This window comes from Streptomyces sp. WMMB303, from assembly GCF_029351045.1.
Taxonomy (GTDB): Bacteria; Actinomycetota; Actinomycetes; order Streptomycetales; family Streptomycetaceae; genus Streptomyces.
The window spans coordinates 4072528-4087265 of the sequence record NZ_JARKIN010000001.1 but is presented as its reverse complement, the minus strand read 5'-3'; the positions used below and the strand labels follow the sequence as shown (position 1 = coordinate 4087265).

At 74.9% G+C, this 14738-nt stretch carries 15 protein-coding genes; 12 read left to right on the top strand and 3 right to left on the bottom strand.

The features are described 5' to 3' along the window. Positions 1 to 158: 158 nt before the first annotated feature. The 9 genes from P2424_RS18220 (at position 159) to P2424_RS18180 (ending at position 9285) form a co-directional block, all read left to right on the top strand. The gene (locus P2424_RS18220) at positions 159 to 1376 is read left to right on the top strand and encodes a galactosyltransferase-related protein (protein ID WP_276476806.1); all 1218 of its coding nucleotides are present in this window, start codon (positions 159 to 161) and stop codon (positions 1374 to 1376) included. Between the two features lie 34 nt (positions 1377 to 1410). Continuing rightward, positions 1411 to 2565 (top strand): class II D-tagatose-bisphosphate aldolase, non-catalytic subunit, encoded by a 1155-nt coding sequence (locus P2424_RS18215; RefSeq protein ID WP_276476805.1) that lies wholly within the window; start codon positions 1411 to 1413, stop codon positions 2563 to 2565. After that, the gene (locus P2424_RS18210; protein WP_276476804.1) at positions 2562 to 3485 is read left to right on the top strand and encodes a hypothetical protein; all 924 of its coding nucleotides are present in this window, start codon (positions 2562 to 2564) and stop codon (positions 3483 to 3485) included. The genes P2424_RS18215 and P2424_RS18210 overlap by 4 nt, the downstream gene beginning before the upstream one ends. A gap of 73 nt (positions 3486 to 3558) precedes the next feature. Beyond that, positions 3559 to 4074: a cupin domain-containing protein gene (locus P2424_RS18205; RefSeq protein ID WP_276476803.1), complete on the top strand. Its 516-nt coding sequence runs from the start codon at positions 3559 to 3561 to the stop codon at positions 4072 to 4074. Continuing rightward, positions 4074 to 5246, top strand: coding sequence for a DegT/DnrJ/EryC1/StrS family aminotransferase (locus P2424_RS18200; RefSeq protein ID WP_276476802.1), 1173 nt, complete (start codon positions 4074 to 4076; stop codon positions 5244 to 5246). Before P2424_RS18205 ends, P2424_RS18200 begins: the two co-directional genes overlap by 1 nt. A 33-nt stretch (positions 5247 to 5279) precedes the next feature. Next, positions 5280 to 6482 (top strand): GNAT family N-acetyltransferase, encoded by a 1203-nt coding sequence (locus tag P2424_RS18195; RefSeq protein WP_276476801.1) that lies wholly within the window; start codon positions 5280 to 5282, stop codon positions 6480 to 6482. A 37-nt stretch (positions 6483 to 6519) separates the two neighbouring features. After that, positions 6520 to 7230: a DUF2064 domain-containing protein gene (locus tag P2424_RS18190; protein ID WP_276476800.1), complete on the top strand. Its 711-nt coding sequence runs from the start codon at positions 6520 to 6522 to the stop codon at positions 7228 to 7230. Continuing rightward, positions 7227 to 7931: a methyltransferase domain-containing protein gene (locus P2424_RS18185; protein WP_276476799.1), complete on the top strand. Its 705-nt coding sequence runs from the start codon at positions 7227 to 7229 to the stop codon at positions 7929 to 7931. Before P2424_RS18190 ends, P2424_RS18185 begins: the two co-directional genes overlap by 4 nt. 277 nt (positions 7932 to 8208) lie before the next feature. Continuing rightward, positions 8209 to 9285 carry an alcohol dehydrogenase catalytic domain-containing protein gene (locus P2424_RS18180; RefSeq protein ID WP_276476798.1) on the top strand — a complete coding sequence of 359 codons (1077 nt, stop codon included), beginning with the start codon at positions 8209 to 8211 and terminating at the stop codon, positions 9283 to 9285. On the opposite strand, the gene P2424_RS18175 is transcribed toward P2424_RS18180, so the two are convergent. From P2424_RS18175 to P2424_RS18165, 3 genes are all read right to left on the bottom strand, one after another. Continuing rightward, the gene (locus P2424_RS18175; RefSeq protein ID WP_019357684.1) at positions 9274 to 9393 is read right to left on the bottom strand and encodes an LPFR motif small protein; all 120 of its coding nucleotides are present in this window, start codon (positions 9391 to 9393) and stop codon (positions 9274 to 9276) included. The two genes, P2424_RS18180 and P2424_RS18175, sit on opposite strands and share 12 nt — an antisense overlap. A 72-nt stretch (positions 9394 to 9465) precedes the next feature. Beyond that, complete coding sequence (locus tag P2424_RS18170) at positions 9466 to 9981, bottom strand: methylated-DNA--[protein]-cysteine S-methyltransferase (RefSeq protein ID WP_276476797.1); 516 nt, start codon at positions 9979 to 9981, stop codon at positions 9466 to 9468. A gap of 89 nt (positions 9982 to 10070) precedes the next feature. Further along, a complete protein-coding gene (locus tag P2424_RS18165; RefSeq protein WP_276476796.1) occupies positions 10071 to 11537 on the bottom strand; it encodes an FGGY-family carbohydrate kinase in 1467 nt (488 codons plus the stop codon). Positions 11538 to 11702: 165 nt separating this feature from the next. On the opposite strand from P2424_RS18165, the gene P2424_RS18160 reads away from it, so the two are divergent. The 3 genes from P2424_RS18160 to P2424_RS18150 are packed head-to-tail and all read left to right on the top strand — an operon-like array spanning position 11703 to position 14721. Further along, the gene (locus tag P2424_RS18160; protein WP_276476795.1) at positions 11703 to 12386 is read left to right on the top strand and encodes a histidine phosphatase family protein; all 684 of its coding nucleotides are present in this window, start codon (positions 11703 to 11705) and stop codon (positions 12384 to 12386) included. Continuing rightward, entirely contained in the window at positions 12383 to 13189 is an 807-nt protein-coding gene (locus tag P2424_RS18155; protein ID WP_276476794.1) for a DeoR/GlpR family DNA-binding transcription regulator, read from the top strand. The genes P2424_RS18160 and P2424_RS18155 overlap by 4 nt, the downstream gene beginning before the upstream one ends. 47 nt (positions 13190 to 13236) lie before the next feature. Further along, complete coding sequence (locus P2424_RS18150) at positions 13237 to 14721, top strand: FGGY family carbohydrate kinase (protein ID WP_276476793.1); 1485 nt, start codon at positions 13237 to 13239, stop codon at positions 14719 to 14721. Positions 14722 to 14738 lie beyond the last annotated feature (17 nt).

Sequence of the window (14738 nt, the reverse complement as noted above, 5' to 3'; positions counted from 1 at the left end):
ACCGGGGCTACCCGATCGGCTACCCCCGTTCGCCCGGCCCGGTCCGGGTGCCCGTCCGGGGCTGTCGGCGGGCGTGCGGCGGACCGCAGGATGACCGAAGCGGCTCCACCGGCCCCCGGTCGCGGCCGTCCACCCCCGCTTGCCGAGAGGACCGCCAGATGAGCTGGAGGCATCAGGACCCCGCCGTCCTCGCGGATGCCGCCGTCAGCAGTGTCGCCCTCACCGCCGACCCGTCCGCGCAGTCGGCCGCCCCCGGCTTCTGGGACTGGTCCGAGGACGCGCACCGCGCGGTCGCCGACGCCGTGCTCGCCCACCCGGACGACCGCGTCCGGGTCCTCGCCGAAGCGGTCGTCGCCGACCCCGCGGACACCGCCGCCTGCCGCGGACTGACCGCGCTGCTGGCCGACAGGCTCGCCGACGACTCCCCGGATCGGGACACCGCACACCTGGCGGTCGCCGTCTGGGAAGCCGAGACCCGCTCCCGGCTGCGGATGCAGACCGGTACCGGGCGGCCCGCCGGACTCGCCGCCCCCGGCGCCTCGGAGATCCTGCGCACCGCGCGACCCGCCGCCGGGCCCACCGGCGAGGTGGACGCGGCGCTGGTCATCCCCTTCCGGGAGCGTGGCGAGGAAGGCGAGCGCACCCGCAACCTGGCGGCCGTACTGCATGCGCTCAACGACCAGAGCCATCCGCGCGACCGCTACCGCGTGGTCGTGGTCGAGGCGGACTCCCGGCCGCGCTGGGATCATCTGTACGGCGCCTACTGCGACACCTATCTGTTCGCGGAGAACGCCGGCCCCTTCAACTACTCCTGGACGATCAACGCAGGCGTGGTGCACGGCGCCCGGCCCGCGGAGCTGATCTGTGTGCTCGAGGCCGACATCCTGGTCGACCGCGGCTTCGTGGCGCGGGCCGTCGAACGGTTCCGCACCCCGGGCACCCAGGCGCACTGGCCGTTCGAGGACATGCTCTACCTGGACGCCGCCTCCAGCCACCAGGCCGTCGGCGAACGCTGTCTGGAGGGAGCCGCAGCCGTGCGCCGGGACGCGCTGCGCGGGGTCTTCCTGCGCCGCACCCCCGGCGCCTGCGTCTGGCTCCGGGAGAGCCTCTTCTCCCGGATCGGCGGCTACGACGAGCGGTTCACCGCCGGATGGGGCGGCGCCGACAACGACTTCACCTGGCGGGCCGACCTGCACGGCGGCCTCGACCGGTACCGCGACGACCACCTGGTGCACCTGCACCACGGACGCGCCGCCGACTGGTTCGACGCGGAGAACACCGGACCCGGCGCCTACGAGACCTTCCCCTGGTGCACCTGGCCGCCCGACTCCGACATCGGCGACCTGGCGAAGTTCTCCACCCACCGGTCGCGCTGAGCGCAGCCACCCTCGACAGTCAGGGGAAACACCCATGGAACCAGTGGTCGGCATCGGCCCGGTCTCGCGCTGCACCGTCGACGCGGCCCTCACCGTCGCCCGGCGCACCCGCACTCCGCTCATGCTCATCCCCAGCCGCCGCCAGGTGGACGCGGCCGAGTTCGGCGGCGGCTACCTGGGCTGGACCACCGCGGAGTTCGCCGCCCACGTCCAGGAGCGCGACCCGGACGGGCTGCTGCTCCTGTGCCGGGACCACGGCGGCCCCTGGATGCACACGGCCGAAGCCGGTATCGCCGAACCCGCCGAGGCACTGGATTCGTGCACCCGTTCCTTCACCGCCGACCTGGACGCCGGGTTCGGACTGCTGCACATCGACACCTCCGAGGGCCGTCCCGGCACCGGCCCCGTCCCGGCGGCGACCGCCGCCGCGCGGCTCGTCGAGCTGTACGCGCGCTGCCACGCCGAGGCCGCCGCCCGCGGTGCCGACATCGCCTACGAGATCGGGTTCGAGCCGCAGGGCGTCTCCACCAACGATCCGGACGAGTTCAAAGCGGCCCTCCGGCTCGTACTCGAGGGCATCGAGGCGGCCGGTGCGCCGCGGCCCCGCTACGTCGTCGCGCAGACCGGCACCAAGGTCGCCGAACTGCGCAACGTGGGCCGCTTCCACGACCCGGCGGCGCGTGAGGAGACGCTGCGTCAGGTCTCCACCCTGGCCGCCACCTGCCACCAGGAAGGCGTCCTCCTGAAGGCGCACAACTGCGACTACCTCACCACGGAGGAGACGGCACTGCTGCTGCGCGCCGGGGTGGACGCGTTCAACGTCGCACCCGAGTACGGCGTCGCCGAGACCCGCGCCCTGCTGCGCGTGCTGGACGAGATGGCGCTGCCCCGGGCCAGGGAGGACTTCCTGCGGCTCGCCCACGACAGCGGCAAGTGGCGCAAGTGGATGCTGGATCCCACGACCGCCACCGACGTCGAGCGCGCAGTCGTCGCCGGTCACTACGTCTTCGGCAGCGACGAGGGCCGGCGGATTCGCACCGAGGCCGCGCACGCCCTCGCCTCGCGCGGCAGAGCGCCGCTGGAGACGGTGCTCCGGGAGGCGGTGGCCGAACGGATCGAGTCCGCGCTGCGCGCGGTGGCGCGCGCGGGCGGGCTGCCGGCCGCGCGGACCGGCGGGGCCGGGCTGTGAGCGCGGCCGTGACCGACGTGTACGCGCCCGGCACGCTCCAGGAGGCCGTCGACCGGGTGCTGCGGGTCCCGGACCGGCACCGCACCTTCACCAAGGACGCCGCCTTCGCGCAGGAGACCTGGGCCATCGGCCCCGCGCTGCTCGAAGCGCTGCTCGACCACGGTCTGCCGCACCGCGGCCCGCCGGAGCGGCGCCGCTTCGAGCGCACCGACCTGCACAACATCAGCACCTGGCTGAACCTGCCCTCGCCCTACTTCCGCGCCCTGGCCCGCAAGGCGCGGGCGCTGGAGGAGGCGGCCCGTGCGGGAGAGCCGCACCGTCACGAACTGGAACTGCGCGCCGACTGCGCCGGGCACCACGCCGGGGAGTGCGCGTTCGTCCCGGTACCCGGGGTGGCCGAACACAGCGAGCCGGGCAGTCTGCGGGAGACCGCGGCCGGTGCGCTCGCGGTGCGGGCCCGGCTGCCCTCCGACACCCGGGTGTTCGACGAGGACCGCTCCGACCTGCTCTCGCTGGTCGCCGACTGGGAGCTGTACGTCCTGCCCGACGGGGTCATCGAGGACGAGGGCTTCGCCCGGGAGACCCGGCTGGCCAACTGTCTGATCCCCACCCGGCTGCTGCTGCGGGAGGCCGAGCGGCGCGGCATCCGGGCCCGGCACGGTGCCGGGCTCCTGATCGCGCCGCCCTTCAGCACGCTGCACCACTGGGTGGAGTTCGCACTGGACGGCACCTGGGTCCCGGCCGACCCCGTGCTGCTGAGCGCGTTCTCCCGCTGGGGGATGACCGACCCCGCGCACTGGCCCTACAACCGCTCGGTGGCCGGCATCGTCTGGCACCTGCTGACCTGGCCTCCCGAGGTGTTCTTCCCCGTCGTACGGGACAACGGCCTGCACGCGCCGCTGCACGTCTCCGCACGCTGACCCCTCTGTCCCGCCCGTACCCGCGCCCGCGCCGGCCGACCGGCCGTCGCGCCCTCTCCCGGAAGGACCGCACATGGCCAGCCCCGCCACCGGAGCCCCCTTCACCTCCATCAGCGAACCCGAGGACGACAGCGGGGCGCACGAGGCGCGTCCGCCCCGCGAGGTCGCCCCCGGCGTGCGGGTCATCGAGTTCGCCGACACCAAGAAGGTCGTCAAGCTGTGGGGCCAGGAGCGCTGGCTGCACGAGGAGGAGCCGGACGGTCCGTACGGGTTCAAGTTCATCCGCATCAAGGCGGGCCACCGCACCTCCCTCCAGTACCACGAGCACAAACGCGAGAGCTACTTCATCCTGGAGGGCGAGGCGGTGATGCACTACCGCGCGACGCGGGACGGGGAGAACCTCCGGCTGCCCATGCCCGCCGGAACCCTGGCGCACGTCGACCCCGGAGCGGTGCACCGGGTCGAAGGCGTCACCGACATCGTGCTGGTGGAGGTCTCCACCTACGACGACGGTTCGGACAACGTGCGTCTGGAGGACGACTACGGGCGCGGCGACGGCCGCCTCGCCGACGAGCACGGCGGGCGCTGATGGGCGGCTCCACCGGTTCCGTCGGCCCCACTTCCGCAACCGTGCCCAAGTACCGCTACCCCGCGCAGTTCGAGGGCGGGGCGCAAGAGCTGCTGGCCCGGATCGGGGACCTGCTGCTGCGCGGCGGCTACGTACTGGGCGAGGAGGTGGCCGAGTTCGAGCAGCGGCTGGCCGGATACCTGGGCAGCGCGCACACCGTGGGGGTCAACTCCGGTACCGACGCGTTGGTCCTCGCTCTCGACGCGCTCGGCGTCGGACCGGGGGACGAGGTGGTCACCGTCGCCAATTCCTTCCACGCCACCGCGCAGGCCATCGCCCGGCGTGGTGCCACTCCCGTGTACGTGGACTGCCGCGAAGACGACTTCCTGATGGACCTCGACCGGCTTCCCGCGGCGTTCACGGAGCGCACCCGTGCCGTCATCCTCGTGCACATGTTCGGCAAAGCGGCGGACGTGCCGCGTGCCCGGCGGCTCGCCCGCGACGCCGGGGTCCTCCTGCTGGAGGACTGCGCCCAGGCCATCGGTGCCCGCAGCCACGGCGTACGGGTCGGCACCGCCTCGGCGGCCGGCTGCTGGAGCTTCGCGCCCTCCAAGAACCTGGCCGCGGCCGGGGACGCCGGGGCCGTCAGCGTCCAGGACGAGGAGCTGGCCGAACGCCTGCGGCTGCTGCGGCACTTCGGGCAGCCGCGGCAGAACCGGCACGAGATCCTCGGCTACAACTCCCGCCTCGACACCCTGCAGGCCCTCGTCCTGCTGCACAAACTCGACCGGCTCGACGCCTGGAACGCCCGCCGCGCCGAGGTGGCCGCCACCTACCGGCGCCGGCTGGCCGGGCTCCCGCTGCGCTTCCAGGAACCGGGCGAGGACGGGGAGCACGTCTACCACCTCTTCCAGGTCCGCACCCGGAGCGAGCACGAACGCGACGGCCTGCTCGCGCATCTGACGGCAGCGGGCGTGGACGCCGTCGTCCGCTATCCCACACCTCTTCCGCACCAGCCGGCGCTCGCCGGGCCCGCAGCCCGGCGCCACCCCTGTCCGGTCGCGGAGGAACTCTCCCGGCAGACCCTCTGTCTGCCCGTCCGCCCCGATCTGGACGCCCGGGAGCTCGGCCAGGTGTGTGACGCGGTCACCGGCTACTTCGCGTCCCGGACGAGCAGCGGATCCGCCGGGTGATCCAGACACCCGGATGAGGGAGGTGCCGAACTGATGGAGACGTGCGTCCGCACGGCCGCCGACGACAGCGAGTTCGAGGGCTACCTGGCCCACACGCGGCACGCCTTCGGCAAGGTCCCCTACGACCACGCCACGCTGCGCGCGCACGGCGTCAGTGCCGTGGCCGTCCGCGGCCCCCAAGTGCTGGGCGGCGGCCTCTTCCTCCCCTTCGAGCAGCACTTCGGCGGCCGTCCGGTGCCGTCCGGGGGAGTGGCGTGGCTGGCCGTCGCTCCCTGGGAGCGCGGTGCCGGACTCGCCCGCCGTGTCACCGAGGAGGGGACCGACCGGCTGCGCGGGGCGCACGGTGCCGTGCTGGCCTGCGCCTGGACCCCGGCACCCGGGCTCTACCGCCGCTGGGGCTGGGAGGCCGCCGCCGTCGCCTCCAGCCACGTGCTCCACCCCGCCGAACTCCCCGCCCCGCGGTCCCGCTTCCAGACCGTCCAGCCCGACGAGGCCGCCTGCGCCCGGCTGCGGAACGCACTGGCGCCCGGCTGGAACGGGACACTGCGCCGGCCCGCCTGGTGGCACGGCTGGAAGCAGCGGACCACCCCCGGCGCGCTGACCCTCGGTGTGGTCCGGCCCGGTGGCGACAGGGCAGGCGGGGCCGGTGGGGCGGACGGGGAACTGGCCGGATACGCGACCGTCACCGTCGAACCGCACCACCCCTGGGGCGTCGCCGCGGTCGTCCACGACCTGTGGCACGCCGAACTCGACGCGCTGCCCGCACTGCTGGCAGCCGTCGGCGCCCACTCGCCACAGGTCCGCGAGATCCGCTTCCGCCGCTCCGTACTGCCCCGCCCCAGCCCCCTGCCGTGGCTGCTCGACCGGTACGCGGTACGCGAGGACGGCTGGTACCCGTGGATGCTGCGGCTGCTCGACGTGCCCGCCGCCCTGCGGGCCCGCGGCTGGGCGCCCGGCCCGCGCGGTGCCGTCGGCCTGGAGGTCGTACCGCCCGAGGGCGGGACGCAGCCGTACGCGCTCACCTTCGAGGCGGGACGGATGCAGGTGCGGCGAGGCAGCAACCCCTCGGCCCGAACCGTGCGGCTGCCCTCCTCCGCACTGGCGGCCTGGTACGCGGGCGGACTGCCGCTGCGGCACGCGGCCCGGCTGGGTACGGCCGCGGGCGACGTGCGCGACCTGGACCTGCTGGACGCGCTGGTCTCCGGGCCCACGCCCTGGCTGCCCGAGAGCTTCTGAGATGACAGCACCCCCGCCCCAGGACCGAGGACGCGTGATGCCGGAGCCCACCACGCTGCTCGTCATCGCCAAGGAGCCGCTGCCGGGCCGGGTCAAGACCCGTCTCGCGCCGGCCTTCACCCCGCACGGCGCGGCAGCTCTCGCCGCCGCCGCGCTCACCGACACCCTGCGCGCCGTACTCGCCGCCCCGGCGCGCCGCCGCATCCTGGTCCTGGACGGCAGCCCGGGCCCCTGGCTGCCGGGACCCGAGGAGGGCGGCGACCGCATCGAGGTCGTACCGCAGGACGGCGGCGGGCTGGACGAACGGCTGGCTGCCGCGTTCGCCCGGTGCGACGGCCCGGCGCTGCTCGTCGGTATGGACACCCCGCAGCTCACCCCGCAACTGCTGGCACCCGCCACCCGGGCTGACGCCTGGCAGCACTACGACGCCTGGTTCGGCCCCGCCGCCGACGGCGGCTTCTGGGCGCTCGGCCTGGCCGAGCCCGACCCCGCGCTGCTGCGCGGCGTGCCCATGTCCACGGCCGCCACCGGCGCGGCGCAGCGCGCCCGGCTGCTCGCCGCCGGGCTGCGCGTCCAGGACCTGCCGGAGCTGCGGGACGTGGACGAGCCGGGCGACGCGGCCACAGTGGCCGGGGAGGCCCCGGCCGGCCTGTTCGCGGCCGAACACGCCCGGCTGCTGCGGCTGCTGGGTCCACCGCCTGCGGGACCCGCGGACCAGGACCGCGCCCCGGGGGCGGCGCGGAGGTGAACGGAGGCACACGAGCCGACGCCGGCTCCTGGACCGAGGACCCCTACACCGAAGCGCTCCTCCTGGGCCGCGGCCCGCTGTATCTGCGCGGACCGGACGGCTGGTCGCACACCCTGGAGGTGGAACGTTGGTGCGCGGCCGCCGACGCCGCCGACCTGACCGTCCTGGACCGCTGCCGGGGCACGGTGCTCGACATCGGCTGCGGTCCGGGCCGCCTGGTGGCCGCCCTGCGCGAGTACGGGCACGCGCCGCTCGGCATCGACCTCAACGCCGCGGCGGTCGAGCGCACCCGGCGGCGCGGCGGACGGGCCCTGCGGCGTTCGGTCTTCGATCCGCTGCCCGCATCCGGCGGCTGGGACACCGCGCTGCTGATCGACGGCAACGTCGGGATCGGCGGCGACCCCCTGTTGCTGCTGCGCCGCATCGCCCAGTTGGTGCGCCCCGGCGGGCTGCTGCTGGTGGAGGTGGCCGGCGAGGACGTGGACGAGCGGCGACAGGTGCGGATGGAGAACGCCCGCGGCGCCGGAACCCCCTTCCCCTGGGCCCGCCTGGGCACCGCGGCCCTGCATCGCACGGCTCGTGCCACCGGGTGGACGCCGGAGGACGCCTGGTCCAAGGACGCCCGCGCGTTCACCGCGCTGCGCCGCGACCGCGCGGAGCACCCCGCATCCGAACCCCGGGCGGGCCCGGCATCCGGGTAGCAACCGGGAGACTCGTCACTCCACCGCAGCAGGAAGCTCGGAGAGCATGCGCTTCGGTGTCGCAACCACACGCTCAGCCGCGGCGCCGCCGGGCCGGCCGCCGAGCAGCACGCCGCGTACCCGGTCGAGCCGTCCACGGCGTGGGCGGCGCCCGGCATCACCGCGACCGTGCACCCTGATGAGGTGCCCATCCCGCGCCGTGCCATGATCCAGGGGTGACCGGAAGCGGCGGACCAGCGGTGCCGCCCGCACCGAGCCCCTCGCGAAAGGACGCCCGTTGAAGGGGAACTGGCCCGGTGGCACGATGCGTGCCGCCCGCATCACCGGCATCGGACGGACCGATCTGGCCACCGTTCCGGTACCCGCGCCCGAGCCGGGCACCGTACTGGTGCGGACGCGGCACGCGGGGATCTGCGGCACGGATCTGGAGATCCTGCACGGCACCTCGGCGTTCCTCCAGGACGGCCGCCTCACCTTCCCGCACGTCTTCGGCCACGAATGGCACGGCGAGGTGGCCGCCTACGCCGGGGAACCGCCCGCGGACGCTCCCGCGGTCGGCTCGTCGGTGGTGGGGCGCACGATGGTGCCCTGCGGCCGCTGCGCCCGCTGCCACGCCGGACGCGCCCAGATGTGCACCGCGCTGCGGGAGACGGGGCTCTACGGGCTGCAGGGCGGCGCCGCGGAGTATGTTCGGGTGCCCGTGCACGCGCTCACACCGCTGCCGTCCGGGCTGCCGGAGGCGGCGGGCGCGCTGATCGAGCCGGCGGTCTCGGTGGTGGAGGCGTTCGAGCGGGCGCGGCTGCGCTTCGACGACCGGGTGGCCGTGGTCGGCACCGGCACCATGGGGCTGCTGGCGGTGCAGTTCGCGCACCGGCAGGCGGCCCGGGTGGACGCGGTCGGCGTGGACCGGGCGGGCCTGGACCTGGCCCTGCGCTGCGGAGCCGACACGGCCCACCACGCCGACGAGGCGCCGCAGGGCGAATACTCCCTGGTCGTGGAGGCGTCGGGGGCCGCGGCCGCCTTCACAGGCGCACTGCGGATGGCGGAGCGGGGCGGACGGGTCGCGCTGGTGGGGGTGGCCAGGGAGCCGGTCTCCTTCGTCCCCGGTGAACTGTCCCTGCAGGGCGTGGACGTGCTCGGTATCCAGCACGGGATCGCGCACTACGACCGCACGGTGGAGCTCTTCGAACGGGGCGTCCTGGAGGCGGAGCCGCTGGTCGCCGAAGTCCTGCCCGCGGTGTCCGGGGAATCGGTGAGCGCGGCCTTCGCCCTCCTGGAGCAAGGCAGGAGCGGACCGCCGAAGGTCCTGTTGGCCTTCGGCGGTCCGCAGCCGCGGATCGGGTCAGCGCGCTGAGCGGGAGGCTCCCGCGAACAGCCGGGCCAGTGCCCGGAAGGGGAGCGTGACGACAGTGGCGATGGCACCGCCGATCGCCCGCAGTACATCGGCCAGGGCGCGGAACATCGTTGCCTCCTGAGGAGCGGTGCTGTCTCGGTCGCGGCACGGGTGGCCGCCGCGCCGAAAAGCAAACCCCTCTCACCACAGCGACGTCGGGTGCCCTCCCCCCTGCGCGGCGAGGGCGCCCCGCTCGAAGTCGAGCAGGTGCCGCTTGCGTTCGATACCGCCGCCGTACCCGGTCAGGCTCCCGGTGGAGCCGACCACCCGGTGGCAGGGCACGACGATGCTGAGCGGGTTGCGTCCGTTGGCCAGCCCGACGGCGCGCGCGGCGCCCGGCCTGCCGATCCGCTCGGCGAGCTGCCCGTAGGAGAGGGTCCGGCCGTAGGGGATGCCGCACAGCGCGTCCCAGACGGTGTGCTGGAACCCGGTCCCCTCGGCGGCGTGGGAGAGCGTGAACTCCGTGCGTTCCCCCGCGAAGTACTCCTCCAGCTGCTCCACCGCCCCGCCGAAGGCGCTCGGGTCGCTCGTGCCGAACGTCTCCTGGGCGGGACGGTGCCGCTGCTTGTCCATGTAGACGGCGGACAGGGTGCCGTCGGTGGCGACCAGGGTCAGCGGACCGACGGGGCTGTCGATGACGGTGTGCTTGCGGTGCATGGCGCGTCCCTTCTGCGTTCCCCTCCAGTCTCGCCGCTCGCGCACCGGGGGACCGGCGGGAAAGCGACATCACTCTGGTCGCTGCGGGGTCAGTCCGCCCAGCGGGCCCGCGCCGCCGCCACCCGCTCACGGTACTCCGCGTAACCCTGTTCGTACCGGGCCCGGTCGGCCTCGTCCGGCTCCACCAGCCGGTACCCGGCGTGCCACTGCTCCTCGTCGACCGGGTCGCCCAGCGCGCTGCGGGCCACCAGGGCGGCACCCTTGGCTCCGACCTCCGGCTCGGCGGGCACCCGCACCGGGCGGCCGAGGATCCCGGCGAAGATCCGCATCCAGCCGGGGGAGCGGGTGCCGCCGCCGCACGCGGCCGGGGTTCGCGACAGGCCCGCGGTCTCCAGGCAGTGCCGTGCCGCGTAGCCGACCGCCTCGCACATGGCCCGCACCAGATCCGCCCGGCCGTGCGTCAGGGACATGCCCTCGAAAGAGGCCCGCGCGGCGGGGGCGACGAACGGTGCCCGCTCGCCCGCCTCGGACAGGAACGGCAGCGCCACCACACCGTGGGCCCCGACGGGGCTGCTGTCCAGCAGGGTCTCCAGGTCGCCGGTGGTCGCGCCGACCATGCCCAGGGCCCAGTCGATCCCGGCCGTGCCGACCATCGCGGGCAGTGCCCGCAGCCAGCGGTCCGGCTGCGGGGTGCACAGGCTCATCCCGGCCGGTTCGCCGTCCGGGTCCCGCTCCACCCGGTCGGTGAGGACCTGGCAGGCCAGTGTCGTGCCCACCGTCAGCAGGCCGTCGCCCACCTCCCGCACCCCGCTGCCGAGGGCGCAGGCGGGCAGGTCGTAAGGGCCGGAGGTGACCGGCAGCCCGGCGGGCAGGCCCAGCAGCGCGGCTCCCCCGTCGTCGAGGGCCAGTACGGTGTGCGGCGCGGCGGGTGCGGGCAGCAGCGCGGCCGCGTCCTCGACACCGCAGGCGGCCAGCGCCGGGCGCGCGTAGGTGCGGGTGACCGGGTCGAGGAAGGGCAGTGTGGCGTCGGAGGCGTCCACCCCGACGGTGCCGGTTAGCCGCTGGGCCACCGCGTCGACGCAGTAGCCGGCGACCGCCGCACGCTCCAGCGCCTCGGGCTCGTGTGCGCGCAGCCAGGCCAGCAGGGGGGCGTGGCAGCCGGGGAACAGGCCGGAGCCGGTGTGCCGGAAGACCTCGGCCACTGTGCCGTCCCGTTGCCAGCGATCGACGAGCGGCGCCGCGCGGCCGTCCATCCAGGAGATCATCCGCCGCACGGCCCGCCCCCGCGCGTCGCGCAGCCACAGCCCGTCGCCCTGTCCGGTCAGAGCGAGCGCCGCGGGCGGTTCCGGCAGCGCACCGCCCACCTCGGCGACGACCTCGGCGACACCGCTCAGCACCTCTTCCAGGTCCTGCTCGACGCGGCCCCCGGAGCTCCGCAGCAGGGTGGAGGGGCGGGCGGCGGCGTGCAGGCGGGTGCCGTCGCGGCCGAATGCCACGGCTTTGGTGACGGAGGTGCCGATGTCGACACCGATGATCGCCCCAGCGGTTTCGGTCATGGCCGTTTGCCCTTCCGGTTGCGGTAGCTCGCACTATCCTCACATCAAACTTGTTATATTTATAGCGCTCCACGTGAAGAAGTCCGACAGGGTGAGACCGTGCGCCGCACCGCACCCGCCCTTCACCCCGAAGTCCGCGAAGTCTCCGAAGTCCCTGGAGGATGTATGACCGCCCGGCTCCTGCTCGTCCGGCACGGCCAGACCGTCTGGCACGCCGAGAACCGGTACGCCGGGATCTCCGACATCGCACTGACCGACGCCGGACGGCAGCAGGCCGAGGAGCTGGCCGGGTGGGTCCTCGCCCGGTCCCGGCGGGACCCGGTCGGCGCCGTGGTCAGCTCGCCGCTGGAGCGGGCCAGGCGGACGGCGCAGCCCGCCGCGCGGGCCCTCGGGCTGCGGCCCGCCGTGCACGAGGGGCTGCGCGAGAGCGACTTCGGCTGGGGCGAGGGCCGCACCCTCGCGGAACTGGCGGCCGACGACCCCGAGCGGGTGCGTGCCTTCGAGCGGGACGCGGAGAGCGGAGCCTTCCCCGGTTCCGAGCCGCCTGCGGCTGTCGCCTCCCGGGTGTCCGGGGCGCTGCGCGAGGTGGCGGCCGCGCACGAGGGGCGCACGGTGCTGGTGGTCGCGCACAACACCGCCTTCCGGATCGCCCTGTGCGCGCTGCTGGGCATCCCGGTCGGACGCTACCGGCAGGTGCTGCCGAGGCTGGAGAACGCGGCCGTCACCGAGATCGACGTGGACGGCGCGTGGACGGCGCTGCGCGCGCTGAACGTCCCCACCGGCACGGGTGCGGCGCTCGGGCCGCCGTCTGCGGCCGGCGGTGACGAGCGGGCCGAGGAGCGGCCGTGAGCGGACCGGGTCCGTCGGGCGGCTCCGCCCGCTCCCGGCAGCGCCGCAGGCAGCGCATCGCCGAGCACGTCGTCCGGCGCGGCACGGTGCCCGTCGGCGAGCTGGCCCAGGCCATGGGTGTCAGTGTGATGACGGTGCACCGGGACCTGGAGGCACTGGCCGCGCGCGGCGTGCTGCGGCGCTTCCGCGGTGGCGTCTCCGCGCTGCCCACCAGCGTCTTCGAGAGCAACCTCGACTACCGGCTCGGTGTCCACGTGGCCGAGAAGGAGGCCGTGGCGCGGGCCGCGGCCGAGTTGGTCGAGCCGGGTATGTCGGTGATGCTGGACGACTCCACCTCGGTGCTGGCGCTGGCCGCGCTGCTGCGCGAGCGGACCCCGTTGACCGTGCTGACCAACGCCCGCCGCGTGCTGGGGGTGTTCGCGGGGTGCGAGGAGGTGCGGCTCGTCGCGCTGGGGGGCGAGTACTCCCGTACCCACGACGCGTTCCTGGGTGTTCCCTGTGTGGAGGCCATCGAGGCGATGTCGGTCGACCTGGCGCTGGTCAGCACCTCGGCGATGAACGCGCACATGACCTTCCACCAGGAGCAGGACGTGGTGCTGGTCAAGCGCGCCATGCTCGCCTCCGGTACGCGTACGGCGCTGCTGATGGACCGCTCCAAGGCCGCCCGCACGGCGCTGCACCGGCTGTGCCCGGTCGCCGATTTCGACTACGTCGTGGTGGACGACGGGGTGGCCGGCGGCCTGCTGGTCGAACTGCGGGAGCACGCCGAGGTACGGGTCGCCGAGGTGAGCGACCAGCAGTGACATCACATTTTGGATGTGAAATTAACATCAAGACTGAAAGGGATGCCATGCACAGCCCAGCCGCGCCTGGAGCCACCGCCCCCGGCCCTCCGGCGGACCCGGTCGTCGCCGGGATCGACGTCGCCACCGCAGCGGTCCGGGTCGTCTGTGTGAACGCCCGCGGGGCAGTGCTCGCCGAGGGCGGCGCTGCGCTGCCGCAACCGGTCCGGGACGGGGGCGGACGCAGTGAGCAGGACGCCACCCGCTGGTGGCCCGCCGCGGCACAGGCGCTGCGCCGGGCCACCGCCGCACTGCCCGCACGCGGTGCCGAGGTACGCGCCGTCGCCGTCTCCGCCACCTCCGGAACCCTCGTGCTGGCGGACGCGGCAGGACGGCCGCTGGGCCCCGCACTGATGTACGACGACCGTCGGGCCGCGGACCTCAACAGCGCGGCGCAGCACAGCGGCGCCGCCCGCTGGCGGGCCCTCGGGCTCACGGTGGGACCCACCGCGGCACTGGGCCGCGCCGCCTGGTACGCCCGGCACACGGCCGACTTCCCGGGCGCCGCGCGGGTGCTCCACACCCCCGAGCTGCTCGGCCGCCGCCTCACCGGGCAGCCGGTCGCCGCCGACTGGAGCCACGCGCTCAAGACCGGCTACGACCCGCGCACGGCCGAGTGGCCGGCGGAGGTCCTGGACGCGCTCGGCATCCCGGCGAGCTGGCTGCCCCCGGTCCGGCCGCCGGGCAGCTGCGCCGGCACCGTCTGCACCGAGGCGGCCGCGGAGACCGGGCTGCCCGCGGGCTGCGAGGTACGGCTCGGGATGACCGACGGCTGCGCGGGACAGCTCGCCACCGGCGCGGTGGCCCCCGGCCAGTTCGTCGGTGTCCTGGGCACCACCTACGTCCTGAAGGGGGTCACCCGCGAGCTGGTCACCGATCCGGCCGGCGCCTTCTACAGCCATCGGCACCCGGAGGGCTGGTGGCTGCCCGGCGGCGCCGCCAACACCGGGGGCGAGGCGCTGGCCCACCGCACCCCCGCACACCTGCCCGGGCTCGACGAGGCGGCGGCCGCACGCGGCCCCGCCTCCTGCGTCAGCTATCCGCTCCGCCGCGAGGGCGAGCGCTTCCCGTTCGTGGCGGCTGCCGCGCGCGGCTTTCTGCTGGGCGCCCCCGCCGACGACGCCGACAGGCACCGTGCGGACCTGGAGGGGGTGGCCTTCCTCGAACGGCTCGCCCTGGAACGGGTCAGGGCCCTCGGGGTGCCCGTCACAGCTCCGCTGTACGCGGCGGGCGGGGGCAGCCGCAGCCCGCTGTGGAACCGGATCCGCGCCACTGTGCTGGACCTGCCGCTCCGGGTGGCCGACCGCGCGGAGACCGCTTTCGGTGCCGCGCTGCTGGCCGCCGTCGGCACCCTGCACCCCTCGCTGGAGCAGGCCGCCGCGGTGATGGCTGGAGAAGGGCGCCTGATCGAGCCGGTCCCGGCGGAGAAGGCGGCCCTGGAAGACTCCTACGCCCGCTTCGCCGAGGAACTGACGGCGCGGGGCTGGCGGTAGAGCCGGCCGTCGCCGGC

Coding starts and splice junctions, on each gene's coding strand:
- P2424_RS18150 (WP_276476793.1), top strand. CDS start 13,237: ATGCACAGCCCAGCCGCGCCTGGAGCCACCGCCCCCGGCCCTCCGGCG.
- P2424_RS18175 (WP_019357684.1), bottom strand. CDS start 9,393: ATGTTCCGCGCCCTGGCCGATGTACTGCGGGCGATCGGCGGTGCCATC.
- P2424_RS18190 (WP_276476800.1), top strand. CDS start 6,520: ATGCCGGAGCCCACCACGCTGCTCGTCATCGCCAAGGAGCCGCTGCCG.
- P2424_RS18170 (WP_276476797.1), bottom strand. CDS start 9,981: ATGCACCGCAAGCACACCGTCATCGACAGCCCCGTCGGTCCGCTGACC.
- P2424_RS18205 (WP_276476803.1), top strand. CDS start 3,559: ATGGCCAGCCCCGCCACCGGAGCCCCCTTCACCTCCATCAGCGAACCC.
- P2424_RS18215 (WP_276476805.1), top strand. CDS start 1,411: ATGGAACCAGTGGTCGGCATCGGCCCGGTCTCGCGCTGCACCGTCGAC.
- P2424_RS18160 (WP_276476795.1), top strand. CDS start 11,703: ATGACCGCCCGGCTCCTGCTCGTCCGGCACGGCCAGACCGTCTGGCAC.
- P2424_RS18165 (WP_276476796.1), bottom strand. CDS start 11,537: ATGACCGAAACCGCTGGGGCGATCATCGGTGTCGACATCGGCACCTCC.
- P2424_RS18195 (WP_276476801.1), top strand. CDS start 5,280: ATGGAGACGTGCGTCCGCACGGCCGCCGACGACAGCGAGTTCGAGGGC.
- P2424_RS18200 (WP_276476802.1), top strand. CDS start 4,074: ATGGGCGGCTCCACCGGTTCCGTCGGCCCCACTTCCGCAACCGTGCCC.
- P2424_RS18220 (WP_276476806.1), top strand. CDS start 159: ATGAGCTGGAGGCATCAGGACCCCGCCGTCCTCGCGGATGCCGCCGTC.